At 39.6% G+C, this 24,563-nt stretch carries 26 protein-coding genes and 1 tRNA gene; 11 read left to right on the forward strand and 16 right to left on the reverse strand.

Annotated features, from left to right (window positions below):
* Window positions 1-105: 105 nt before the first annotated feature.
* Entirely contained in the window at window positions 106-1,131 is a 1,026-nt protein-coding gene (locus ACO6S2_RS03995) for an isoaspartyl peptidase/L-asparaginase family protein (protein ID WP_422361231.1), read from the forward strand.
* Here ACO6S2_RS03995 and ACO6S2_RS04000 read toward each other — a convergent pair.
* Both ACO6S2_RS04000 and ACO6S2_RS04005 read right to left on the reverse strand, forming a co-directional pair.
* Window positions 1,128-2,666, reverse strand: a complete 1,539-nt coding sequence (locus ACO6S2_RS04000) for a YifB family Mg chelatase-like AAA ATPase (RefSeq protein WP_422361232.1) — start codon at window positions 2,664-2,666, stop codon at window positions 1,128-1,130. The two genes, ACO6S2_RS03995 and ACO6S2_RS04000, sit on opposite strands and share 4 nt — an antisense overlap.
* 34 nt (window positions 2,667-2,700) lie before the next feature.
* Window positions 2,701-3,066, reverse strand: a complete 366-nt coding sequence (locus tag ACO6S2_RS04005) for a hypothetical protein (RefSeq protein WP_422361233.1) — start codon at window positions 3,064-3,066, stop codon at window positions 2,701-2,703.
* 336 nt (window positions 3,067-3,402) lie between these two features.
* On the opposite strand from ACO6S2_RS04005, the gene ACO6S2_RS04010 reads away from it, so the two are divergent.
* Entirely contained in the window at window positions 3,403-4,908 is a 1,506-nt protein-coding gene (locus tag ACO6S2_RS04010; protein ID WP_422361234.1) for a hypothetical protein, read from the forward strand.
* On the opposite strand, the gene nth is transcribed toward ACO6S2_RS04010, so the two are convergent.
* Genes nth through ACO6S2_RS04025 form a run of 3 tightly spaced genes read right to left on the reverse strand, consistent with a single transcriptional unit; the run spans window position 4,898 to window position 6,401 of the window.
* Window positions 4,898-5,551 carry an endonuclease III gene (gene nth, locus ACO6S2_RS04015; RefSeq protein WP_422361235.1) on the reverse strand — a complete coding sequence of 218 codons (654 nt, stop codon included), beginning with the start codon at window positions 5,549-5,551 and terminating at the stop codon, window positions 4,898-4,900. The genes ACO6S2_RS04010 and nth overlap by 11 nt on opposite strands.
* A gap of 45 nt (window positions 5,552-5,596) precedes the next feature.
* Complete coding sequence (locus tag ACO6S2_RS04020) at window positions 5,597-5,827, reverse strand: hypothetical protein (RefSeq protein ID WP_422361236.1); 231 nt, start codon at window positions 5,825-5,827, stop codon at window positions 5,597-5,599.
* A complete protein-coding gene (locus ACO6S2_RS04025; RefSeq protein WP_318173532.1) occupies window positions 5,802-6,401 on the reverse strand; it encodes an RNA polymerase sigma factor in 600 nt (199 codons plus the stop codon). Before ACO6S2_RS04025 ends, ACO6S2_RS04020 begins: the two co-directional genes overlap by 26 nt.
* A 259-nt stretch (window positions 6,402-6,660) precedes the next feature.
* On the opposite strand from ACO6S2_RS04025, the gene ACO6S2_RS04030 reads away from it, so the two are divergent.
* The 3 genes from ACO6S2_RS04030 to ACO6S2_RS04040 all read left to right on the forward strand — a co-directional run bounded on the left by ACO6S2_RS04030 (window position 6,661) and on the right by ACO6S2_RS04040 (window position 8,619).
* The gene (locus ACO6S2_RS04030; protein WP_422361237.1) at window positions 6,661-6,942 is read left to right on the forward strand and encodes a DUF427 domain-containing protein; all 282 of its coding nucleotides are present in this window, start codon (window positions 6,661-6,663) and stop codon (window positions 6,940-6,942) included.
* Between the two features lie 70 nt (window positions 6,943-7,012).
* Complete coding sequence (locus ACO6S2_RS04035; protein WP_422361238.1) at window positions 7,013-8,125, forward strand: DEAD/DEAH box helicase; 1,113 nt, start codon at window positions 7,013-7,015, stop codon at window positions 8,123-8,125.
* Window positions 8,125-8,619: a cupin domain-containing protein gene (locus ACO6S2_RS04040; RefSeq protein ID WP_422361239.1), complete on the forward strand. Its 495-nt coding sequence runs from the start codon at window positions 8,125-8,127 to the stop codon at window positions 8,617-8,619. The genes ACO6S2_RS04035 and ACO6S2_RS04040 overlap by 1 nt, the downstream gene beginning before the upstream one ends.
* Here the strand turns inward: ACO6S2_RS04040 and ACO6S2_RS04045 are convergent.
* From ACO6S2_RS04045 to ACO6S2_RS04060, 4 genes are all read right to left on the reverse strand, one after another.
* A complete protein-coding gene (locus ACO6S2_RS04045) occupies window positions 8,606-9,184 on the reverse strand; it encodes a hypothetical protein (protein ID WP_422361240.1) in 579 nt (192 codons plus the stop codon). The two genes, ACO6S2_RS04040 and ACO6S2_RS04045, sit on opposite strands and share 14 nt — an antisense overlap.
* 4 nt (window positions 9,185-9,188) lie before the next feature.
* Entirely contained in the window at window positions 9,189-9,695 is a 507-nt protein-coding gene (locus ACO6S2_RS04050) for an RNA polymerase sigma factor (protein ID WP_422361241.1), read from the reverse strand.
* Between the two features lie 301 nt (window positions 9,696-9,996).
* Complete coding sequence (locus tag ACO6S2_RS04055) at window positions 9,997-10,686, reverse strand: DUF2461 domain-containing protein (RefSeq protein WP_422361242.1); 690 nt, start codon at window positions 10,684-10,686, stop codon at window positions 9,997-9,999.
* A 76-nt stretch (window positions 10,687-10,762) separates the two neighbouring features.
* Window positions 10,763-11,233 carry a YHS domain-containing (seleno)protein gene (locus tag ACO6S2_RS04060; protein ID WP_422361243.1) on the reverse strand — a complete coding sequence of 157 codons (471 nt, stop codon included), beginning with the start codon at window positions 11,231-11,233 and terminating at the stop codon, window positions 10,763-10,765.
* Between the two features lie 259 nt (window positions 11,234-11,492).
* On the opposite strand from ACO6S2_RS04060, the gene ACO6S2_RS04065 reads away from it, so the two are divergent.
* From ACO6S2_RS04065 to ACO6S2_RS04075, 3 genes are all read left to right on the forward strand, one after another.
* Window positions 11,493-11,768, forward strand: coding sequence for a UBP-type zinc finger domain-containing protein (locus tag ACO6S2_RS04065; RefSeq protein WP_422361244.1), 276 nt, complete (start codon window positions 11,493-11,495; stop codon window positions 11,766-11,768).
* Window positions 11,769-11,931: 163 nt separating this feature from the next.
* Entirely contained in the window at window positions 11,932-12,297 is a 366-nt protein-coding gene (locus ACO6S2_RS04070) for a hypothetical protein (protein ID WP_422361245.1), read from the forward strand.
* Window positions 12,294-14,204: an ATP-binding protein gene (locus ACO6S2_RS04075; protein ID WP_422361246.1), complete on the forward strand. Its 1,911-nt coding sequence runs from the start codon at window positions 12,294-12,296 to the stop codon at window positions 14,202-14,204. Before ACO6S2_RS04070 ends, ACO6S2_RS04075 begins: the two co-directional genes overlap by 4 nt.
* A 44-nt stretch (window positions 14,205-14,248) precedes the next feature.
* Here ACO6S2_RS04075 and ACO6S2_RS04080 read toward each other — a convergent pair.
* From ACO6S2_RS04080 to ACO6S2_RS04110, 7 genes are all read right to left on the reverse strand, one after another.
* Window positions 14,249-14,322, reverse strand: a tRNA-Ala gene (locus ACO6S2_RS04080).
* A gap of 61 nt (window positions 14,323-14,383) precedes the next feature.
* Window positions 14,384-15,904 (reverse strand): 2,3-bisphosphoglycerate-independent phosphoglycerate mutase, encoded by a 1,521-nt coding sequence (gene gpmI / locus ACO6S2_RS04085; protein WP_422361247.1) that lies wholly within the window; start codon window positions 15,902-15,904, stop codon window positions 14,384-14,386.
* 151 nt (window positions 15,905-16,055) lie between these two features.
* Window positions 16,056-17,264, reverse strand: coding sequence for a murein hydrolase activator EnvC family protein (locus ACO6S2_RS04090; protein WP_422361248.1), 1,209 nt, complete (start codon window positions 17,262-17,264; stop codon window positions 16,056-16,058).
* Window positions 17,251-18,000, reverse strand: a complete 750-nt coding sequence (locus ACO6S2_RS04095; protein ID WP_422361249.1) for a DUF4292 domain-containing protein — start codon at window positions 17,998-18,000, stop codon at window positions 17,251-17,253. Before ACO6S2_RS04095 ends, ACO6S2_RS04090 begins: the two co-directional genes overlap by 14 nt.
* A complete protein-coding gene (locus ACO6S2_RS04100; protein WP_422361250.1) occupies window positions 17,993-19,738 on the reverse strand; it encodes a tetratricopeptide repeat protein in 1,746 nt (581 codons plus the stop codon). The genes ACO6S2_RS04095 and ACO6S2_RS04100 overlap by 8 nt, the downstream gene beginning before the upstream one ends.
* Before the next feature lie 121 nt (window positions 19,739-19,859).
* A complete protein-coding gene (locus ACO6S2_RS04105; protein ID WP_422361251.1) occupies window positions 19,860-21,380 on the reverse strand; it encodes a lipopolysaccharide biosynthesis protein in 1,521 nt (506 codons plus the stop codon).
* A gap of 38 nt (window positions 21,381-21,418) precedes the next feature.
* Window positions 21,419-22,204 (reverse strand): enoyl-CoA hydratase/isomerase family protein, encoded by a 786-nt coding sequence (locus ACO6S2_RS04110; protein WP_422362433.1) that lies wholly within the window; start codon window positions 22,202-22,204, stop codon window positions 21,419-21,421.
* A gap of 166 nt (window positions 22,205-22,370) precedes the next feature.
* Between ACO6S2_RS04110 and ACO6S2_RS04115 the strand changes: the two genes are divergently transcribed.
* Genes ACO6S2_RS04115 through truA form a run of 3 tightly spaced genes read left to right on the forward strand, consistent with a single transcriptional unit; the run spans window position 22,371 to window position 24,559 of the window.
* On the forward strand, window positions 22,371-22,616 hold the full coding sequence (locus tag ACO6S2_RS04115) for a hypothetical protein (RefSeq protein ID WP_422361252.1): 246 nt from the start codon (window positions 22,371-22,373) through the stop codon (window positions 22,614-22,616).
* Between the two features lie 5 nt (window positions 22,617-22,621).
* On the forward strand, window positions 22,622-23,809 hold the full coding sequence (kbl, locus tag ACO6S2_RS04120) for a glycine C-acetyltransferase (RefSeq protein ID WP_422361253.1): 1,188 nt from the start codon (window positions 22,622-22,624) through the stop codon (window positions 23,807-23,809).
* Between the two features lie 6 nt (window positions 23,810-23,815).
* A complete protein-coding gene (gene truA / locus ACO6S2_RS04125; protein WP_422361254.1) occupies window positions 23,816-24,559 on the forward strand; it encodes a tRNA pseudouridine(38-40) synthase TruA in 744 nt (247 codons plus the stop codon).
* Window positions 24,560-24,563: the final 4 nt, after the last annotated feature.

Genomic DNA, 24,563 nt, shown 5'->3' on the forward strand with positions numbered 1-24,563 from the left:
CTTCAACGTAATTAAAAACAAAAGGAAAAAATGTAGTGACTCAAAATATTTAAATTCTAAGTCATTTTGTTAGTTTAGCTAATGACAATTAAACGCAACCCTACTATGAAAAAGTGTATTCTATTTTTCGTATTTATTTCCTTAATATTTTTTGACCATGCATTCTTGTGTGCGCAAAATATCAAATCTGCAGGTGGCCCCACACTGGTTATTCATGGCGGTGCCGGAACTATCCTCAGGGAGAATATGACCCCAGAGGACGAAAAAGCCTATCATGAAAAATTGAAAGAGGCGCTCAATGCTGGTTATAAAATTTTGAATAGTGGAGGAGCGGCTGAAGAAGCAGTAGTTGCTGCTATTATGATCATGGAAGATTCTCCTTTGTTTAATGCTGGTAAGGGAGCCGTTTTCACGAATGAGGGGACTAATGAGATGGATGCTTCTATAATGAATGGAGGCGATGGGTCTGCAGGTGCCGTGGCTGGAGTGAAGACTATCAAAAACCCAATACTTGCGGCGCAAGCTGTCAAAAGCAATTCAGAGCACGTGATGATGGCTGGAAAAGGAGCAGAACAGTTCGCCGCAGATCGAAACATTGAGCGCGTGGATGCTTCCTATTTTTATACGGAGAGAAGAAAGAAGCAATTGGATAAACTGAAGGAAGCAGAGAAGGCAAATGAAGAGGGTAATATCAAGCCGTGGAAGGACTATAAGTATGGTACAGTAGGCGCGGTAGCATTAGACAAAAATGGTAATATCTGTGCAGCAACTTCTACCGGTGGAATGACCAACAAAAAATACGGTCGCATTGGTGATTCACCGGTGATAGGTGCTGGCACTTTTGCCAACAAAACCTGTGGAGTTTCTGCCACTGGGCATGGAGAGTATTTTATTAGAAATGTGGTGGCCTATGACATTGCGGCCATGATGGAGTATAAAAAAATCTCGCTAGGAGCGGCCACCGAAAAAATAGTGATGGAAAAATTATTGCAAATAGGAGGAAGCGGTGGAATAGTTGCGCTGGACGCCAACGGAAATATTTCAATGACTTTCAACACGCCAGGGATGTACCGTGGATATATTCAAAAGGAAGGTAGACCACGCACGTTTATTTACAAAATAGAGGGTTAGGCAGCCCACCCTTCCCTGTCGAGGCTGCGGTATTGTATGGCTTCCGCCAAATGCTCAATTTGAATTTCTTCTTTGCCTGCAAGGTCGGCGATGGTGCGTGCTACTTTTAGGATTCGGTCATAGGCTCTTGCAGAAAGACCAAGTTTTTCCATGGCTGTTTTGAGCAGATTTTTCCCTGCTGCATTGATCTGACAAATGGATTTTACCATTTGAGAATTCATCATGGCATTATTGAAAATTTCAGGATGATCTTTAAATCGCTCTTGTTGAATCATTCGAGCTTCTATCACTCGCTCTCGAATGATTTCGCTACTTTCAGTTTTTCTGTCTTCAGTCAGTTGATCAAAAGAAACAGGAGTTACTTCTACGTGCAGGTCAATTCGATCCAGTAGCGGCCCGCTCACCTTGTTCAGGTATTTCTGAACTACTCCTGGTGCGCAAACGCACTCCTTTTCCGGGTGATTATAATAACCACACGGACAAGGGTTCATGCTAGCTATCAACATGAAATTGGCCGGAAATTCTATCGAAATTTTAGCTCGTGATATCGTGACTTTTCTTTCCTCAAGGGGCTGACGCATAACTTCAAGTACGGTCCTTTTAAACTCAGGCAATTCATCAAGAAAAAGGACGCCATTATTAGCAAGAGAAATTTCACCAGGTTGGGGAATACCTCCTCCACCGACTAAAGCTACATCTGAAATAGTGTGATGTGGAGATTGAAAGGGCCGTGTTGAAATCAGTGAGGAGTTTTCTTTGAGCTGGCCAGCCACCGAATGAATCTTAGTGGTTTCCAAAGATTCTTGTAATGACAATGGAGGTAAAATAGAAGGCAGCCGTTTGGCTAGCATAGTTTTCCCTGCCCCAGGAGGGCCAATCATGATTACATTATGACCTCCGGCAGCAGCTATTTCGAGCGAACGTTTGATGTTCTCTTGTCCTTGCACATTGGCAAAATCAGCTGCATATTCATTGATATGAGTTTGAAACATATCTCGAGTATCGTATTCCAACGGCTGGATGCGCTGAGTACCCGAGAGATGATCGATAGCCTCTTGCAATGAATCGACAGGTATAACTTCAAGGTTGTCAACAATGGCGGCCTCAGAGGCATTTTCTTTTGGGAGAATGAAAGACTTAAACCCTTTTTTTCTGGCTTCGATGGCAATGGGTAGTGCTCCTTTGATTGGGCGAATGGAGCTGTCGAGAGAAAGCTCTCCCATGATAAGGTATTGATCCAAATCAGGCAACTCTGTTTGACCTGATGCATTTAGAATACCAAGGGCAATGGGAAGGTCATAAGAAGAGCCTTCTTTTTTTATGTCTGCCGGAGCCAAGTTTACGATCACTTTTTGCCTAGGCATCAAATACCCATTTTGCTTCAGGGCAGATTCCACTCGGTGTTCGCTCTCTTTGACAGCCGAGTCTGGCAAGCCTACCATGAAGAACTTGGTGCCAGCGATAACATTGGCCTCAATGGTAATGATGTGAGCATCTACTCCATATACTGCACTCCCGAAAGTTTTGGCTAACATTTAGATTGGTGGTCCGATTGGTTAATGGTATTGTTTATTCACTCGCCGGAGGCTGAGCCCCTTCTTCTTTTTTCTCTACAACAGGTTCTGGTTTCAGTTCAGGTTCTGAAGCATTTGATTTATCATACAACTTAGCTTTCAGGTCAGTCACTTCATTCTCCAGCGATTTAATTTTACTTCTTTTAGCTGCAAGGTGAATATTTTCTACAATGATTTCTGTTAAAAATAGAATGACTCCCACACCGCCCATTTGCAGAACCAATCTAATTAGTCCTGTCCAGGTGCTGATCCAGTCCCAATCCCAGTGCAGCACAATGTTTTCATAGTTAAACGCAATGAACGAAGAGAAGAAAAAATAAAGGATGTAAATGCCGTAGAAAAAGGTCTTGAATTTTTTCATGCGTTTTTGTGTTGAATGAATAATAGCTGATTAATATTCATTGCAAAATAACCTTAACTATTATAGGGTTTTGCAATGATGAGACTAATTTAAATATTAAATTAATTTTTATCTATCAAAGCCTCTTATTCCTTTTCAGTTTTGAATTATTCTCTGATTGAATGGTAATCTGATTATCTGAAGAGGCATTTAAGTTGAATTAGGAGGAAAACAGCACTCAATATTTTATATTGCATATTGAGAAAAATAATATCCTTTTTGGTAAGAACAATTTCATGAAAGGTGTCAGCAGCCAATTATGAAATTGAGTAGCCAAAAACTAAACTTAATGGCAGCATGAAAGAGATTAACAAGTTAGTTGACCTGGTAACCCATGGTCTTAAAAGTAACTATGATGTAATCAACCTAACCGGCGACGTTGAAAACCCTGGCAAAGAACAGCAACTTTACAATGGGGTTCTCGACGGATTGTACCCTACAGACGAAAGTGCAGCAGAGGGGATGTATCAGTCGGATATTTATGATCAGCGATTTCGGATGTTGAAATCACGCCTGAGACATAAACTTTACGACCTGCTTTATCACATCGATTTTGACGAGCCTGGCTTTACTCATTCTACAAAAGTGGATCTTGAGTGCAAAGAGTACCAGCATAAGGCTCACATCTTATTCAGACTGGGGGAAAACGCCATGGCGGACAAGCAGTTGAACAAATGCATTACGCTGGCCGAAGAAAACCAAATGACTCAGGCGTTGGTGGAGGCTTGTGAATTAAAAACTGACATTCTTTCGCACGATTGCAAACCGACAGACTTTGATCTTACAATAAAAAGACTTGGAGAACTCAGAACGTTACTTCAAGTTGAAAAAGAAAATCAGGATTTGTTCTTGAAAATGAGAATGTTAATGTCAAAATCCATTCACTCGAGAAATACCTGTCAAAATCACTTAAAAGACTCAATCGAACAAACCGAAAAGTCATATAAGTCCACAAAGTCAATAAATATTTATCTTAATTATTATCAGCTAAAGGTATGGCTTCTTTTGCTTGAGGAAGATTTTGCAGGTCTGTATAAGTTTACTCAAGAGTCAGTAAAGACTGTTGGAAAGTCTAAGGTAGATCCTGAGAGATTTGATCATGGATATAATAGCTACTTGTCAAGTCGTGCCTTGCTTGCATCAGAAAAGTACAAGGATGGATACGTTGAAGCAAAGGCTGGTTTTAAGTTTATGGATAAATCAACTGAGCGTTGGTTTGACCATTCGGAGACGTATTTCTTATTGGCCATGCACAACCAAGATTTCAAATTGGCAAAAAATATCCTTGAAGAAGTTATAAAAACCCCAAACTATTCAAGGGCCTCAGAGGCAACAATTAGCCGTTGGAAAGTATTCAGAATCTATTTGAATTTTGCTACACCAGGAAAAGACATGTTGAAGCGTGTTAGGTTCACCGATGTTTATGAAGCGGCGGATTACTACTATATGGAGTCTAAGGGTTACTATATGAGTTTACCTCTTCTGGAGTTTGTGCATCATATAAATAAGGATAGACTTGATTTGGCGATGAATAAGCTAGATGAGGTTGAGCATTATTTCTTCAAGCATCTCAACGAGCCAGGGAAGAACCCAAGAGAAAAGCAGTTTTACAAAATGCTTAAGGTTTTAAAAGCGTCAGATTTTAATGTGGAGAAGACAAGGCCAAAGACTGAAAAATATTTGGCTAAGATGGCTGAGAAAAGATCTTACCCACCTTTTTCTGACTTTGAGATATTACCCTACGAACATTTATGGGAAGTGGTGCTTAAGACAGTAAGTAAGCTAAAGTTGGCTAATTCTTAGGAAGTAAATTTTTTTCGTAATAACGACACATCAGAGAAATTTTACATTGATCACACTGTGGCTTTCTTGCCAGGCAGATATATCTGCCATGCAGGATAAGCCAGTGATGTGCTTTAGGAATATGCTCTTCTGGTATGTATTTCACAAGTTGTTTCTCTACTTCTAGCGGTGTCTTGGCATTTTGTGTAACCAGTCCCAGTCGCTTCGATACCCGAAAAACATGAGTGTCAACCGCCATAGTAGGCTGGTTGAAAATAACCGATGCAATCACATTAGCTGTTTTTCTTCCTACGCCTGGGAGTTTTTGTAATTCCTTAAGATCAGAGGGTATTTCAGAGTTAAAATCTTCTACCAACATCTTGGCCATGCCGAGCAAATGTTTTGTTTTATTGTTAGGGTAGGAGATGGATCTAATATATGGAAACAGTTCGTCAAAGTTTGAAGCGGCTAGTGCTTCTGGAGTAGGGAAGCTTTCGAAAATGGCTGGTGTAACCATGTTTACCCGCTTGTCTGTGCATTGAGCACTGAGTGCCACGGCAACAATGAGTTGATAGGGATTTTCGTAATGTAACTCCGTTTCTGCCTTTGGCTGATGTTGACTGAAATAGTCAATAAAAAATTGATACCGCTCTTTTTTGTTCATGGTTCGAATGTACAAAAAAGAATGGCAAAACTTAATTTATGCTAGCTACGAACCTGATTGATAATTAGAAGAGAAATTAAAAATCTTGTCTAGACTAAAATCTGTAGGGTCAAAGAACAGCCCATCTAGCAACGAGCTATCTAGCTTTAAATCAAAAAATTTGGCTTCGAGTTCAGAGTCGCAAACTAATGCGTTTTCAATGTCGGTTTTTTCATTTTCAGTTGACTCTCCATATAAATAACGGAGCAGGTCATTTTCTGTAAAAGTGGTGATCATAAGCGATGTTCAATTTTTGCATTTTCTTACGCAAATTGATCAAGGCATATCTCATCCGACCTAAAGCTGTATTGATACTGACGTTAGTGGACTCTGCAATGTCTTGAAAACTCATTTGCATATAGTGTCTCATTATTAAAACTTCCTTTTGTACTTCGGGTAATTCCTGTACAAGTTTTTTTAATAACGCATTAGTATCTTGTTTGATCTGGACGGACTCAATAGAGTCTTCCGCGAAGTCCAGCGTATTGAATACACCACTTCCATCTTCCATTACAATAGTTGGGTAACGTTTGTCTTTTCTGAAAAAGTCAATGGCCAGATTGTGCGCAATGCGCAGCACCCATGGCAGAAACTTGCCTTCTTCGTTGTATTTACCTGATTTTACAGTTTTTACAACTTTGATAAATGTTTCCTGAAGAAGATCTTCAGCCACATATTTATCTTTTACAATCAAGTAAATAGTAGTGAAAACACGAGACTTATGTCGAGCCACCAACTCTTCAAACGCCTCTTCGCTACCGTTTTTGTAATGTGATACTAATAAGCTATCACTAACACCAAAATTATTCATCTGTATAACACTTTTGTTCTAACGTACTTGTCTAGACCATATTGTAGTGTTTGGTTAAAGAATGAGTTTTTTTAGAAAGGCAGCAGTTCATCCGAACTCTAACCGAATACTTGCAAAAATTAAATCTTTTGAAAGTTCTATTTTATACAGGTATACTGCTATAAATTTCGATCAAAGTAGGAGTACTTTCGATTAATAAGACAATAGAGGAACTACCTTACCCCTAAGTGGGTTATGACTTAAATAAAATTAGAAAAACATGAAAGCCATTTGGAACGGACAAGTTTTAGCAGAAAGTGAGGATACATTAGTCGTGGAAAACAATCATTATTTCCCTCCTCAATCCATCAATAGGGACTTTTTCAAGTCAAGTGATACGCACAGCAATTGTCCATGGAAAGGTGTGGCAAGCTATTATAATGTTGAAGTAAACGGTGAAACTAACAAGGACGCTGCATGGTATTATCCTTCAGCTTCAGACTTAGCCAAGAATATCGAAGGATATGTTGCTTTTTGGAAAGGTGTTGAGGTAGTGAAGTAAGTAACTAATTATATAGAGAGGTGTGGATGCGGCTACCTATCTTTGTGGCTTCATTTAAATTCAGCACATCGTGTCTTCATTTTCAGCATTAGGTATTTCAAAGTCATTAATTAAGGGATTGAATGAGTTGGGCATTAAAGAGCCCTCTGAAATTCAAGAACGAGCCATTCCTATTCTTGTTCAAGATCAGACAGATTTTGTAGGGCAAGCGCAGACTGGGACCGGTAAGACTGCAGCTTTTGGTTTGCCCTTGTTGGAACTAGTAGACCCAAAGGTTCAGCACATTCAAGCTTTGGTGCTAGCACCAACTCGAGAGCTGTGCCAGCAGATTGCAAAACAGCTGTTCAAATTCACGAAGTATTCGGAAAAAATATTCACTGAAGCGGTGTTTGGTGGGGCTAAAATCGATGAACAAATCAGTCGATTACAGAGGCCAACACAAATTTTAGTGGCTACACCGGGTAGACTTGTAGACTTGCTACAGCGAAAAGCTGTTTCGTTGGATCATGTGCAAACTGTTGTATTGGACGAGGCGGATGAAATGCTCAGCATGGGATTCAAGCAAGATTTGAATAAAATCCTCGATGAGACCGCCACAAGGAGTAATAAATGGTTGTTTTCAGCCACCATGCCCGAAGGCGTGAAAAAAATGATCCGAACCTATTTGTCGCAAAATGCACAGCGCGTTGAGCTAAAGAAAAAGGGAGCTAATGAAAATATCGAATATCACTATGTAGTTTGTGACTCAAAGGATAAAGTGAAAGTGCTATTGTCATTTCTTCGATCACAAAAGGAAAACAGAGGGTTGATTTTTTGTAATACAAAAGCCGCTGCTAAAACCTTAAGCAAACAATTGCAATCAAAAAATATAGCCACAGAAGCGCTCGAAGGCGATATGAAGCAAAAGGAGCGAGACAAGGTCATGCGTGCTTTCAAGAACGAAAGTTTGCAAATTCTGGTGTCTACAGATGTAGCCGCAAGAGGGATCGATGTGAAAGGCCTTTCCTATGTGGTGCACTATCAAGTGCCGGAACATTTGGAATACTTCACTCATCGCAGTGGCAGAACTGGCCGGGCTGGTTTAAATGGACTGTCTCTTTGTTTGGTATCTGAAGCGGAGGTGAAGCGGATTCGTTTCTACGAACAAAACCTTAAAATCAAAATGAAGCGAATAAAGGATTGATGAGAAAGCCTGCTAAATATTGGGTTGATGGGCTAGAGTTAGAGCCACACCCTGAAGGAGGATATTTCAAAGAAACTTATCGTTCTACAGTATCAGCGGAATTCATGGATTTTCCGTCAGAGAGAAATGTATCTACTGGTATTTACTTTTTACTGACTGAAGGAAATTTTTCAGCTTTCCATCGAATTAAGTCTGACGAGATGTGGCATTTCTACGCGGGAGATGCTTTGAGTATATATGTCATTGATCAAAATGGTAAAGCCAATGAAATCAATCTTGGTCTCGATCTAGAGAAAGGACAAGTACCACAAGCTGTGGTGCCAGCTAATTGCTGGTTTGCCTCTAAGGTGCAAGATGGTGAAGAATATGCATTAGTTGGTTGTACGGTCGCGCCTGGTTTTGATTTCGAAGATTTTGAAATGGCAAAAAGAGTGGAATTAATCCGCTCTTTTCCAGATCATTATGCGTTGATTGAATTGCTCACTCGTGAATAGAGTCACTATCTTTTTGCAAGAGATTCTTTAGTGACTTTAGTGATTTTATTCTTGGGAGGTGAACTCGCCTTACTTCCCATTTTGTCATCCAGAACGCCAAAGGATATGCCAGTATTACAAATACCCAAATCCATATTTTATTGCGATCAAAGTTGTACAACATCGAGACCAATGTAGTCATCGCAAAAGGAGCTAAGTACCACCAGATAAAATTCTTTGCTTTATTCATGTGGTAAGTGAGGTTGGATATGGCATTATCCAAACTAGACAACATGGTTCCATCGTATCTAATTTCCCTTTTCTTTCTCATAGTTCGACTTATTAGCATGTACAACGCTATAACAAGTGATACCCCAGCCGTCATAAGTGTTAGATTTTTGCCAGATTCGATCCCACGATAGGTCAATACTGTAGCCACTATTGTGTTCAATACAATAATGCCATATTCCATCACATCAACTGATTTATTGGCTTTGTTGATCTTTACTTTCATTTGTTTTTTTAAGCTATCCTCATCTATGGCAAACAGTGTCTGCCCATTCTGTTTATCCCATATTTTTTGCATATCCTCAAAGTTCATCGTTGACAATTTTTTTAGATTTTTCAATTAATTTTTTCTTGATGCGATTGATTTTCACACCGACATTATTACTAGAAATCCCTAGCATAGACGACATCTCTTTATAGTTGAATCCATCTAGCATCAAAAGGCAAAGTGCTCGATCTACCTTATTGAGTTGAGCAATTTGTTCATAAAGCCACTCCAAACGATCGTCGTCACTTTGGTAAGCGGTTACGATAGGCTCATAACCATCTATTGGCTTCGAGTTAGCGTGTTTCTTCCCCTTTCTGACCCATGAGAGTGCTGTGTTCATGGTCACTCTATAAAGCCAGGTGGATACGGCTGAGTCATTTCTAAAATTTGGAATTGATTTCCATACTTGAAGACATATTTCCTGAAACAAATCGTCTTGATCTGCCTTAGTGAATGCATAGGCTCTGACAAATTTGAAAAACAGCGCTTTATACCCTTTTAGCCATTCTTGAAATACTTCTTCCTGCTTTGTTGAATCCATTGATAATTATCTGATTTCAATGACACTAGTATCTACGGGATAACGATTACTTACAAGACAATAATAAATTTTATTAAAAGGCGTAGGTATAATACCCATTTTGACGCTTCTGTACCTGTTTTGGCACAGGAGTTGAATATTGTTTTTACGAGTTTAGATTTTGATTAATCGCCACTTTGAGTGGTACTGTTAAATCAGCAGCCCTGCTGATAGACAGTTTTCGGTAGAAGGCCGAATGTAGATTAGTTGATTGGTTATGTTTTGAGTTTATCCCAGGGGTGGTTCCCTGGGATTTTTTTGTTTAGAGAATAGATTCTCCATTCAAATCTGTAGTCAAAATCTCACTCATATAATCGAAAAAGGGCCGCATGTTTTGAAACTGCTCTACTATGCTTAAGTGAAAATTAGGTTTCATTACCTTCTTCATGTCGAATTCATGCCGCACCCAATACTGCTTGTATCTGAGTAAATCTATAGCCGGATCGTCTACCTCAAATCCTTTAGGTGCACGTTTGAGCTGTTCTCCTTTGAGTGATCCAAAATTCTGTTTGAAGTCCTTGCTTTGAATAATATCTCTCAGCATGTCAGGCTCCTGCTGTAAGTGCTTTCTAATGTGCATCATGTCCTGGGAATTAGGCCCCCAGAAGCCACCACCAACATAAGTATTGCCGGGTTCTAGATGGAAATAATAACCACCTCTTCTTTCGGCTGAAGCTCTTCTGAACCCTCCCCCAAAATAGATACTATAAGGTGTTTTATCTTTTGAAAATCTAACGTCTCTATAAATTCGGTAGAGGCTTTTTTTTCCAGTTGGTGTTTCGATTACATCTGTCTTGCTTAGTTCCATTAGTAGCAACTCTGCGAATTCGATAACTTGTTGATGGGCTTCCAGATATTGATCTTTGTTTTTGTTGAACCACTCTCGGTTATTATTGCTGTTGAGCTTATTCAAAAATTCGAAAGGTCGGGAGAGTAATGATGGAGCAGGCATAAGTGTGTTTCATGAATAAAAAAACACCCATCCTTACGAGTGTAAAGATGGGTGAGTTCAAGTTAATTAGATTTTCTTACTTTTTATTCCAGTTATTGTTGGCAGCATCAAAAAACGTGGCACCGCCTGCTTGTGCTTCGGCTTTGACTTCAGCACCGTTAAACAAGTACAGTTTTTCATCCTGAATGATGTAAGACGTAGGGTCGGCTCCAGCAGTGAATCCCGCATTTACGGCAAATCCACAATAACCACCATATTGTGGAGCATACATTTCGGGATTTGCGATAAAGGCATTTTTATTTTCTTCAGAAGCAAAATACCACTTGGCGTTTTTCCATTCGGTTTGATAATCCTCGGATCCTACTTGTGCCTGGTCTGAAACGAAATAGCTTACAGGGTCATAACCTTGGATGGCTACACCAGAGTAGGTGTCAAATTCATTGGATGGCACCATGCTTAATGGCGCCACATGATTTGTTTTGGCAAACACAAAAATCCCTACTACCAATACCGCTACAACAATTCCTACAATTTTTAATGCTTTCATAATTTCTTAGTTTAGTTATTTGTTGGTTAGACGAATGAATTATATAAGATAGGACAATTAATGAGGAATTTTTCTAAAAGGCATAAAAATAAGCCTGACGTCGACTAGAAGCGCTTCTAGCTTTCATCAGGCTTTAGGAAATAAGATCTTGTGCTGAGTAATCAATAGACCAATTTTTCTAGATGGGGTTGCATGAATCTGGTTTGCAGATATTGAAAATTATTCACTAACTTAAGATTGACACCTGCAAATACGACCTATGAACCATAAATCTTGTAGTCACCTGGAAGCAATTGATCACATCAAATCTGGTGCAGGGGTTTGTGAAGAGTGTGTGAAGACCGGTGAGGAATGGGTGCACCTTCGAACGTGCCAAACCTGTGGAGTGACCCTTTGCTGTGACTCATCTATAAATAGACATGCACGTGCACATCATGAAGAAAGTGCTCATCCAGTAATTGCCTCAGCCGAGCCCAATGAGTACTGGGCGTTTTGTTACAATGATAACCTATATAAAAAATTCAAACCCCAATAAATCCTGTCTCATAGGCTAATATTCATATTTTAACTAACTATTAATACATTTCATTCTTTCTTGTACATATGCATCTCTGTGGGCCTTCCATAATCCATTGGCTTTTATTAATATTAAAGTTCCACCTGTAGATTTAAATATTTTATAATCTAAACATTGAATAATGAGCGCTAAAGAAAATGCCGTTGTAACGGTTTCTTTTAAGAATGGAGAACTCTCACTTTGTGATAATGAAGGGAGTCAATTCAACCCGAAGGACCCTGAGTCTTTTACAACTAAAGTAAAACCCAATGGAAAAGTAGGGTGGGTGCCTGGTGAAGGAGTATCAGAAATCAAATACATCAGAGTCGACTCAGGCTACGAAGTTTTTAAGAGAATGCCTAGGGAGAAAGATGGAGTTTGGTTCGCACGAATAGATAAACGAAAGTCTGGTGATTCCAAGTACACTATCGTCTATAAATTGGAGGGAGAGGATAAGTTGATGTCGTTAGATCCAAAATTGAAACTTGATCCACCAACTGGACCATGAGATTTAAATATCAGATCAAATTTATTTTAGCCTGTATTTTTATGGGCTTTTTTTTCTTTTATTCATATTCTCAGGATCAGGGAAAAAAGGATAGTATTTTATTCCAATTGAATCAAAGTAAGGATTTAAGTGAAGAAAAACTGTACAAAGCGTATGAAAGATTAGCCTACTATTCGAGTAAGGCTGACTCTAATATTTTCTATGGAAAAATTGCTTTAAACCTTGGTGAAAAGTTGGGCAATAATAAGTACATGGCAGCTTGCTATAAGCATATAGGAGATGGCTTAAGACTAAAAGGCTTGTTTCCGGAGGCGATCAAAAATTACCTTGAAAGTATAAAGTACTATCGATTGGCAGGTGACATGACAGGGGTGGCGGTCGCTTCTTTTTCATTGGGTGATGTTTTCTCCTTGAATGAAGATCACTCTAACTGTCTAAGGTATTATATGCAGGCCTTGGAAATCTTTAAAGAAAATAAAGACTCAACTCATCTTGCAACTGCTTTGTTGAATATCGGTGATGAATTCTTTAATAATGATCAATCAGATTCGGCCATAATATACTTTCAGAGATCTAAGGCCATATTCAATCAAATTGATTACCCTATCGGAACGGCTTACAATCTTGGAAATATAGGCTTGGTCCTAGCGAAAAAAGGTCAACATGCTCAAGCAGAAGAAAATATTAACCGTGCTATATCTATTCTAGATGATCTGGGGGATCGTTACCCTATTGCGGTTTACCAAACCTCATTAGCAGACATATATGCTGAACGTGGTGAGTATAATCGTGCTTTGAAATATGCAAAAAGCAGTTTAAATATAGGTCTTGAAGAAGGCCTAAAAGAACAAATTAGAGACGCTAGTTTGAAACTCTCTGAGCTATACAAGTCAGCAGGTAATTCTGATGAAGCGTACACCTATCTCAAGCAATACATTACCTACAGAGACAGTATTAATAATGAAGAAACCATTCGTAAAATGGCTGACCTTCGAACAGAGTATGAGGTAGCTAAGAAGCAATCGGAGGTGGACCTACTGAGCGAACAGGCCAAACTCAACAGAATGGTGGCTTGGAGCGCCGTATTTATTATTGCTTTGTTATTGGTACTGACCATTGCGCTTTTAAAAATCTATCGGATTAAAGATCGAGCGGTCCGCATAGTCCGGCAAAGAAGACGTGTAATAGCTGCTCAACGGAATAAACTGGACGAGGTAAATAAAACCAAGGATCGATTTTTTTCTATTGTATCACATGACATCCGCGGACCGATAAGTAATTTTCAAGGTATATCAGGGTTGATTAATGTATTGGCTGACAGCAAGGATGTAGATGGTTTGAAGCAGTTAGGTAGCATGATGGAGGCTTCCGCAAAAGAGGTGTCAGAATTGCTAGATAATTTGCTCGAGTGGGCTTTGAGCCAGGAAGGAAGAATTCCTTATGATCCGCAAATTATCTCCTTGCGCGAAATCAGCCAGTCCAACTTGAACATCATGTTGAACATGGCCATTGCTAAAAACATTGATCTGGTGGGGCAATTGCCAGAGGATGTAACCATTAAAGCGGATAAAAACAGTGTGTCTACCATCATCCGAAACTTGTTGAGTAATGCCATAAAATTCACTCCAGAAGGTGGAAACGTGACTTTGGAAATTGGAGAAGAAGCTGATTTTGGCGTTATTCAGGTAAAAGATACTGGTATAGGCATTCCGAAGGAAAAAATCGAAAACCTATTTTCATTAAAGGGAACCAGGAGCCAATGGGGTACCAAAGGTGAAAAGGGTATTGGTCTAGGACTGCTTCTAGTGCATGAATTTGTAGAACTGAATAATGGCCGCATTGAGGTAGAAAGCGAAGAAGAAAAGGGCACAGCATTCAAGGTGTTTATGCCTTTGAACATATCATAATTCCATGAGGCATAAAAAAAGGAAGCCTTATTGACTTCCTTTTGTGGAGCATATCGGATTCGAACCGATGACCCCTACGCTGCCAGCGTAGTGCTCTAGCCAGCTGAGCTAATGCCCCGTAAGTGGGTTGGCAAATATATTAAAATAGCCGAGTGTTCGTATGCTCGGCTATCATATTTTTAAACCAGGATGTTTCCGGTCATTTCTTCAGGTACATCTACGCCCATCAAAGTAAGAATAGTAGGCGCTAGGTCTCCTAATTTTCCATCTTTAACTGGTTCTTTGATATCCTCATCTGCGAAGATGCAGGGAACCAAGTTCGTAGTGTGTGCTGTGTTTGGAGAGCCATCAGGGTTCATCATAATGTCCGAATTACCGTGGTCTGCGATAATGATAGGTGTATAACCATTCGCTCTAGCGGCTTCTACTACTGACTGTGCACAGCTGTCTACCGTCTCACAAGCTTTTACAGCAGCTTCAAATACGCCAGTATGTCCTACCATATCTGGATTGGCAAAATTCAAACAGACGAAATCTACCTCACCTTTCTCTAATTCTGGAATGATCGCATCACGAATATCGCCTGCACTCATCTCTGGTTGCAAATCGTAGGTCGCTACTTTTGGAGAAGGACAAAGTAACCTTTTCTCTCCTTTGAACTCTTCTTCTCTTCCACCAGAAAAGAAAAACGTAACGTGAGGATATTTTTCTGTTTCAGCAATTCTAATTTGGTTTTTGCCGGCTGACTCAAGCACTTCACCTAAGGTGTTGCTGAGATTGTCTTTATCATACATGACGGATACATCTTTAAAAGTACCATCATAGTTGGTCATGGTGAGATATTTTAAAGACAATTTTTTCATGCCCTGCTCAGGGAAATTCACTTGTGTCAAGGCTTCTGTGATTTGTCTTCCTCGGTCCGTTCTGAAGTTGAAGCATACCACTACGTCATCTTCCTTAATAGTTCCAAGTGGTTGACCTGCCTCATCGGTTTGCACGATAGGCATAATGAATTCGTCTGTTACGTTTTCAGCGTACGACTTTTCGACAGCACTTAAGACATTCGTTGTTTTAGACCCTTCCCCATGTACCATAGCATCATAGGCGAGCTTTACTCGTTCCCATCTTTTATCTCTATCCATCGCGTAGTAGCGCCCAGTGATAGAAGCTATTTTACCAGTAGTGTTGTCCAGGTGTTTTTGTAAGTCAGTGAGGTAATTGATTCCACTTTTTGGGTCAGTATCTCTTCCATCGGTGAAAGCATGAACCAACACATCTTCTAATCCATTAGCCGCTGCTCCATCGCAAAGTGCTTTTAAGTGGTTGATATGCGAATGGATTCCTCCGTCAGAAACAAGCCCAATGAAATGAACGGTTTTGTCATTGGCTTTGGCATAATCAAAAGCTTTGAGGAGCGTTTCGTTTTTGGCTAACGAACCATCTTCCGCAGCAAGGTTCAGCTTGACAAGGTCTTGATAAACGACCCGACCGGCGCCGATATTCATGTGCCCCACTTCAGAGTTACCCATCTGTCCTTCGGGCAAGCCTACTGCCAAACCAGAGGCTTCTAATTTGCTGTGTGCGTATTTTGTGTAGCAAGAATCTACGAAGGGAGTTTTTGCTGCTTTGATAGCAGATACTTCCGGATTGGTGCCGATTCCCCACCCATCCAAAATCATTAGTATTACCTTTTTATCCATGGCGCAAATATAGTTTTACTATACAGCCCGTTGAAATTTATTCATAAAAAAGGACTCTATTTTCAATTGATTGGTCAAAACATTAAATTTCATTTAATGAAACGGCCATTTATTGAAAAAATTCGAATTTGAAAACGGTCGCGGTAAACCCTTATTTATTTGCTAGCCATTTTTCAGGGTCCATTTTCACATTGTTTTTCCAGACTTGGAACTGCAATTCGGAAATGCCATCAGAATCGGTGTATACCTCACCGACACTTTCGTTTGCTTGAAGAATTTGGCCTTTTTTGACATTCACACTTTTCAACTTGGCATATAGGGTGTAGTAGTCTCCATGTTGCACAATCACCACTCTGTTCATGCCGGGGACAAAAGCGGTGGTAGCTACCTTTCCTTGAAAAACAGTTTTGACTTGTGCATTCTTCTGAGTCTGAATATCTACGCCTTGATTTTCTACCCAAATATTCTTTAACACCGGGTGCGGGTGTTTGCCAAATTTTTCTGATACAAACCCTGATTGAACGGGCCATGGCAATCTATTTCTCTTGCCTTCGAAAGCAGTAGAAATTTTAGCCATTTCTACGGTGAGGTTAATGGTATTGGCGTTTTTATCTGCATTAGATTTTTCAATTTCCGCTTTAATTATTTTGGCTAATAAATTGTCCAATCGCTTGACGGCCTTCTTAGTCTCAGCCACTTCAGCCTTTAGCTCTTTTTCTCTTTTGCTCAGTTCCTGAACTACCTTGTTTTGTTTGGATTTAAGAGCGAGAAGATTTTTGTTCTCTCTTATTTTAGATTTTAGTAGCGCATCTTGCTCTTCTTTTTTGACTACCAGCACTCCCATTTGTTGGTTAAGGGCATCTCGAACCTTCTCAATTTGCTCAACCTGTACTTCACGGGCTTTAGTGTATTGTTCCAGATACTTTAATCTTAAAAACAGTTGGTTGAAGGTTTGTGCGGAAAACAAAAAGGTAAGTTTGCTGTATCCCTGATTGGCTTTGTAAGCGTCATAGATCATTTGACCATATTCTTCTTTGAGGTGCTCTAAGTCGGATTGCAGCGCGTTAACCACTATGGATAAATCTGTAATCTCCCCGCTAATTAACTCAATTTCCTGAGTGAGTGAAGTAATCAAAGATCGTCTGGCTTCTATTTGCTTGTTGAGTGCCTGTAATTGACCAATAGAAGCTTTTTTTTCAGTTTCGGTTTCCTTTAATATTTTCTGTACCTCGGAAATTTTGGCCAGACTTTCTTTCTTCTCTTTTTCAATTTGAGATTTACTTTTTTGAGCAAAACCCTCAGGAAGAATTAGAAAGGTTGCAATTAAAAACAACCATGTAAAAACTCTACATTGGGTCATACTTGTCAGGAATGCTAAATGAGAAATTCAGATCTTCTTTGTTGATGTTGATCCTTGAATGTCTGATTTGAACCTTTGATACTTTTTTCGCTTTATTTCTTTTCGAGCGATAATTGATTTGCATATTGATTTCAGATGGAAGGATTTTACCTTCCTCTTTCAGAAACTCTGTGTAGTGGATACTGAGTGCATTTCTACTGGTATCACTTACAGCTTGTAGTTTTTCTAATTTCATGGAGTTGGCCCCGATGTAATTCATTACCGATAGATCGCCTTCAGACTTTTGTACCTTGAAATAACCGTCCTCTTTTTTAATTTCATCTTCGTCGGTAATTGGCCAAATAAGGTTGCCTATGATGATGGACTCAAGCAGTTTCAGGTCAAAATCGAAATGATACTTTTCCGATAAGTCTGAAACTTTCAAAACTTGATACTCCTTGTGTATTTTGTCTAGAATAATAATAGAATCCTTCGTGACCACTCCTCTGGCGGCTTCAATACCTAATCCTGGAGTAAGCGAAAACCAAATGATACTATCTCTTTTGACGCGGATGTTGGCAGTGGCTTTGAGGTCACGATTTTCATCTTTGTATTTGATCTTAGATTTTAATGAAAGGTTATCATATTCCAAATTATTCAGATTGAGCTGAGATGATTTAGAAGAGAAGATTGCGAGTTTTTTGCTACAGGCTGAGAATATCAACAAACCTGCAAGGCATAGGATAAATCTATTCATAGAGTTGTTTATCAGCTATTTTTTTGTCTAAAGTGGTGGTGTCTTCCGCCATGTCTCTGGCAGTTTTCCATTGTATGATGGCTTCGTCGATTTTTCCCAATTGGAATAGGGCGTCTCCATAGTGTTCGATGATGGTCGCACTAGGTTCGTACAACAAGGCCTGCTTTAAATTTTTCTCTGCCCCTTGAAAGTCGCCCATCATATAGAGTACCCAAGCATGAGTATCTAGGTATGTTGAGTTTTCAGGGTAGTCTCTGACTAATTTGGAAGACATTTCAAATGCCTTGTCCAGGTCTTTTTTCCGAAGGGAAAGAAAGTAGCTATAGTTGTTTAAAACATGATCATTATCCGGCTTCGCATCCAGCGCAATTTCATAGGCCTCATCTGATTTGTTGTGGTCACCGATGCTATTGTAGGCATCGCCCAACTGGCCGTGAAAAAGACTCTTCATGTTGGCGTCTCTAGCCGCATAGGCCTTCCCTGCATTAAAGGTTTTGAGGGCGTTCTCATAGTCCTTTTTGATTAAATAGGCTGTCCCTCCAAAATAGTATAAAGTTGCCTGATTTGGGAAATTCTCGATCGCCTTTTCGGAATGCTCGATTACAGCATCGTAATCTTCCATTTCAAGATCGAGAGATAAAATATTTTGCCAAATGTTGTAGTTGGAGCCGTCTATTTCAACGGCCTTCAAATAGTATTCACGTCCCTTTGGCCGATTATTGATGTTGTAATACAAGTCACCAGTCATCGCTAACGCCTGATATGAATTTGGGTGAGTTTCTACCAATTTTTCAGACAGTCTGAGTAGAGGTTCATTGAGTTCTTCATTAGGAAGCATAGCTAAGTATCCCGCCATGGTTCTAATTTTTCTAGTTAAATCAAGAGTAGTGCTGGCAAAAGGAACTTCTAAAACCTCAATTGCTTTTGCGTACTTTTTTTGCTTTCCATAAGCTTCTGAAAGAAAGATGTAAAGCCTTTCATTGTTTTGGTAATGATCGACTTTTGAAAGAATAAATTGTTCAGCTTCCTCATACTTATCATTAGAAAGCATCATTTGAGCCAATGACAATGCGTGAGAAGGCTCATTGGGATAGAGGTCTACTAATTGCTTGCCCTCGTGAATAGCCAAATCCAAACGATTCGTTTTTAAATAAATCTGTTGCTTTTGGATAGTTATTTCTTCCATCGGGCCGAAGTGATCTTCTGCACTTTGATAACTCGCAAGTGCTGCGTCATACTTTTTTTGATACAATTGAACCGCCGCTAATTCGAACAAGTAATTTTCGGTTCCAGATACATTGGCTAGCATCTCTGCATATGTTTTTTCAGCTGCATTTAAGTCCCCAAGGCTAGTTTGCACATGGGTTACCAAGAGGTAATAATATTTGTTTTTGGGATTATAGTTTTTGGCAAATATGGCATGTGGCAAAGCCTTGTTCATGTCATTGTTTTCGCTATAAATCTGACCAATTTTATAATGTGCGGCAGCATTTTTAGGGTCTAGATCCAACACCTTCTGAAAGGCTGTCATCGCCTTTGAAAAGTCTTGAAGTAAGAAGTATTTTTCCCCTTCCAAAAAGTAATGATCTACTTCGACTTTCTCTTCATCAGTAAGAAACTGAACCCTTTCTATGTTTACCTGAGGCTTTTTTTTCTTTTTCTTCTTTTGTGAAAAAGAATTGTAACCACTAGTAAGCACAAGGGTTAGAATGAATATAGTCCGCAATATTGTCATCATAGTATTGATCAAACGATCAGCAACCTCTTATAGTTTGGGATTCACAAATTTAAGGAAAAACCGCTGTACGTTATTGATTTTCAATTCATTCATTTGTTTAAAGACCAAATGACTCAATAATTTAAGGAAATTTAAAGCCGAATACTACTCGGCCTGCAAGATGTTTTCTTTCTGCTAAATAAGTTCCTAGTACAAAGATCAGGACGCCTAGGTTTTTAATGAAAAAGTTAATCATCCAGTTGTCTGAATCATACTGATAGAAACCCCATATCAAAAATGACGCCAGTACAAGATAAATAGCTATTTTGGACACTTGATAGGGGATGGGGTAAAACTTCCGACCAAAAAGATAACTTATTAATGCCATAGAAAAATAAGAAACTAAGGTAACCAACGAACTTCCAAAATAGCCCATGACGGGTATCAGTATATAGTTGAGCAATATGGTAAGCATCGCGCCAAAAATGGTGATCCCTGCTCCGTAAATGGTTCGGTCGGTGACTTTGTACCAAACAGAAAGGTTGTAGTAAATTCCATTAAACAAATAAGCCAATAGTAAAATCGGGACAACATACAGGCCTTCACGGTAGGCTGGATTGGCGAAGAAAATCATCCCAATAACTTCAAGATTGAGTGAAATGGCTACAAAAACCAACGTACAGAATATCACGAAACCAGTCATTACGTTGGCAAAAAGTTTTGGCGAATCCTTACTGTCTGCATTTGAAAAAAAGAAGGGTTCTGCTGCATATCTAAAAGCCTGTATCCCCAGCATCATAAATACTGACAGCTTGTAACAAGCCCCAAAAATTCCAAGTGCAGCCATACTGGTTTGATCAGGGTAGTAGCCTTCTGGCAACCAGATTTTCAGCAAGGCACGGGAAAGCATTTCGTTGGTTACACCTGCAAGTCCCATAAAAAGCAAGGGGGAAGCATAAAGTAAAATGGGTGATACCTTATTCCAATTGAATCTTGGTTTGAATCCATTGAATTCTTTGATTAGGAGTACAATCAACAGCGAATTTGAGATAAGGTTGGATAGAAAAACATATTTGGCTTTGAACTCGAAATCATAATGAGTTAGCATAAAGTCTTGTAGTTCGGTAAACCAAACACCTTCATAAATTTTGAGACAAAAAACTAAAAAGAATAGGTTGAGTACAACTGCGAAGGCAATATTGAAGAATCGAATAAAGGCAAACTTTTTAGCTCGCTTGCGAAAGCGTAAACGTGCAAATGGAACTGAGGTGATCGCATCAACGGCCAACACTGTAGCTAGCCAGTAGAAAACCATCTCCTTGCCGGGGTAGTCCAGCCAGATGGCCAAGTCAGCTCCAAAATAAAATAAAATTCCAACGAAGAAAGTACTGGTTAAGATCATCAAAGTGACTATCAGATTGAAAAGGGCGGGTTCTTCTTCTGGGTTTTTATTGGCAAACCTAAAATAGGCAGTTTCTATGCCGTAGGTAAAAATGGGGTAAAGGAAAGCGGTATAGGCATAAAGCTCCGTAACAATTCCATACTCTCCTGGTAGAAAGACGGAAGTGTATAAAGGCACCAATAGATAAGATATCATGCGGCCGATGATACTGCTGAGCCCATACCACATGGTGTCTCCAGCTAATCCTTTGACTTTGCTCATGTCTTAGCCAGAATATATATACTCATGAAACGCTTTGATTATTCGCCTTTAAAATTAGGCTTTCTTTTTTCAAGAAAAGCCGAGGTGCCTTCTTGAAAATCCTCCGTGCCACAACATCTTGAAAACGAATTGGCTTCGGTTTGATAACCGTTCTCTCCGGATGTATGAACGGCTTTTACACAGTCGATCACCATACCTACGGCCAATGGGGCCTTGGTTTGAATTTTTTTCAAAATTTCTTCAGCCTTGCTAATCATTTCCGTCTTGGTGTCAACTTTGTAATTGACCAAGCCTAATGAAAGTGCATCATCCGCACCAATCATGTCCCCTGTCAGCATGAGTTCGAGGGCTTTGCCCTTACCAATGAGTTGAGTTAGGCGTTGGGTGCCACCATATCCAGGTATTACTCCCAGGTTTACTTCCGGTTGACCAAATTTTGCATTGGCAGTGGCTATTCTCATGTGACAGGCCATAGCCAATTCACATCCACCTCCCAAGGCAAAACCATTGACCGCGGCAATCACAGGTTTAGCAGAACCTTCGATCATCTCGAAAATCTCCTGGCCTTTTTCAGCAAAATTTCTACCATTCACCTCGGTCATTTTGGCTAATTCGGTAATGTCTGCTCCAGCTACGAAAGCCTTTTCTCCCACTCCAGTAAGGATTATACCAGAAATTTCTTTGTTGTCTAACGCTTCTTCGAATGTACTTTTCAGTTCGTTAAAAGTTTGATCATTTAACGCATTGAGTGCAGATTCTCTGATAAAAGTTATGGTAAGAATGCCGTCGGATATTTGTAGAGCTAATGTTTCCAATTGAGCCATAAGGATGAATAATGGTTTTTTCAAATGTATTTAAAGCAGCTAATTAAAACCACAAATGCTTATCTTTTTTGCTTACGGTGGAAAATAATATTTCTATAAAAGAGAGAGTATTTCGACTAATAATTCCACTCTTTCCTTTGCGAACAAACCGTATATTTGCCGTGAGATGGAAAATCAGATCGACTTTAATACCTATTTGAGTACCAAAAAAATTGATGCCTTAAAATTCAAGGCATCAGAACCAGAATTGTATGAAAAACTGGAATTGGTTTTTGTTGAAACGCACCCTGCAAGTTTTACTGCTCAAAAATTATTTTTGATTAATCCGATACGAAGAAAGTATCAGTTGAGTGAACAGGTTGAGGCAGCTCCATCCAAACCTAAAATGAAGTTTAAACCCAAAATGAAATAATTTCGATGTATAAGTCTTTAGAAGCCAAACTAAAAACACAATTAGAAGAGATAAAAGAAGCAGGCCTATTTAAGTCTGAAAGAATAATCACTACCCCTCAAGGCGCTGATATAAAAACGAGTGAAGGACAGGAAGTAATAAATTTTTGTGCTAACAACTACTTGGGGCTTTCTTCACATCCAAAAGTTATTGAAGCGGCTAAGGCAGCTATTGACTCTCACGGATTTGGCATGTCATCCGTCCGGTTTATATGTGGCACACAGGATATCCATAAAGAATTGGAACAGAAAATTTCGACGTTTTTAGGTACAGAAGACACCATCCTGTATGCGGCCGCTTTTGATGCCAATGGTGGGGTATTCGAGCCATTGTTTGGGCCTGAAGATGCCATTATCTCAGATTCATTAAACCATGCTTCGATCATCGACGGAGTGAGACTTTGTAAAGCCCAGCGCTATAGATACAACAACAATGACATGGCCGATTTAGAAGCTAAGTTGATTGAAGCCAAGGATGCAAAATGTAAGATCATCGTAACGGACGGAGCATTCTCAATGGACGGTACTGTGGCTCAAATGGACAAAATTTGTGACCTGGCGGATAAGTATGATGCTTTGGTGATGACTGACGAGTGCCATTCTACAGGGTTTATGGGTAAAACGGGAAGAGGTGTACATGAGCTTTGTGGAGTAATGGACAGAGTGGATATCATTACAGGTACGCTAGGAAAAGCATTGGGTGGTGCATCTGGAGGGTTTACTTCTGGTAAAAAAGAAATCATCGAAATGCTCCGTCAAAAGTCCAGACCTTATTTGTTCTCGAACACATTAGCTCCGTCGATTGTTGGGGCATCCATTGCTGTGATTGATATGCTGAGTGAGACTACGGAGCTCAGAGACAAATTGGAGGCTAATACTAAATATTTCCGCGAAAAAATGACTGAGGCCGGATTTGATATCAAGCCAGGGTTCCATCCGATTGTACCAATCATGTTATACGATGCGGTGCTTTCTCAAAAATTTGCGGCTCGTTTGCTAGAAGAAGGGATTTATGTTATTGGGTTTTATTTCCCAGTTGTGCCGAAGGGGCAAGCTCGAATTCGGGTACAACTCTCAGCAATTCATGAGCAAGTACATTTGGATAAAGCTATTGCCGCCTTCACTAAGGTGGGTAAAGAGCTTGAAGTGATATAAGCTTACATGCGATACTTCATTGATATTTCCTATGATGGTACCAATTATCATGGTTGGCAGATTCAGAACAATGCTAAAACTGTCCAAGGTGTACTCAATGAAGCGCTATCTACGATCCTAAGGGGAGATATATCTACCATAGGGAGTGGACGAACTGATACTGGTGTGCATGCTATGATGCAGATGGTTCATTTTGATTATGAAAATGAGGTAGATGTAAATCAGCTTGTCGCTAAACTGAATAGCTTGTTGCCTCAGGATATTTCTGTTAATTCTATTCAAAAAGTTAAAGAGGATGTAAGTGCAAGATTTGAAGCAACGTCTCGCGCTTACATCTATAAAATTCACCAACACAAGAGTCCTTTCAAGCAAGGATTGTCCTATTATTTCCATCAGCCATTGGATTTGGATGCCATGAATACATGCTGTAAGCTGATCAAAAAATGGAAGGATTTTGAAGCCATGAGCAAAGTAAAGACAGAGGTCAATAATTTTAACTGTGAAATTTTTGCAGCATTCTGGGAAAAGCAAAACGATGAGATCCATTTTCACGTAAGTGCCAATAGATTTTTGAGAGGGATGGTTCGGGCCTTAGTCGGTACTATGCTGGACGTAGGTCAAGGGCGTATGTCTGCAAAGGAATTTCAAGCTGTATTGGAAGGTCGAGATCGAAAAAAAGCAGGTCGATCTGTTCCTGCACATGGCCTATATTTGCGTGATATCATCTACCCCAAAGACATTTATCTTTAGTTTC

This window comes from Reichenbachiella sp. (assembly GCF_965233835.1).
GTDB lineage: Bacteria > Bacteroidota > Bacteroidia > Cytophagales > Cyclobacteriaceae > Reichenbachiella.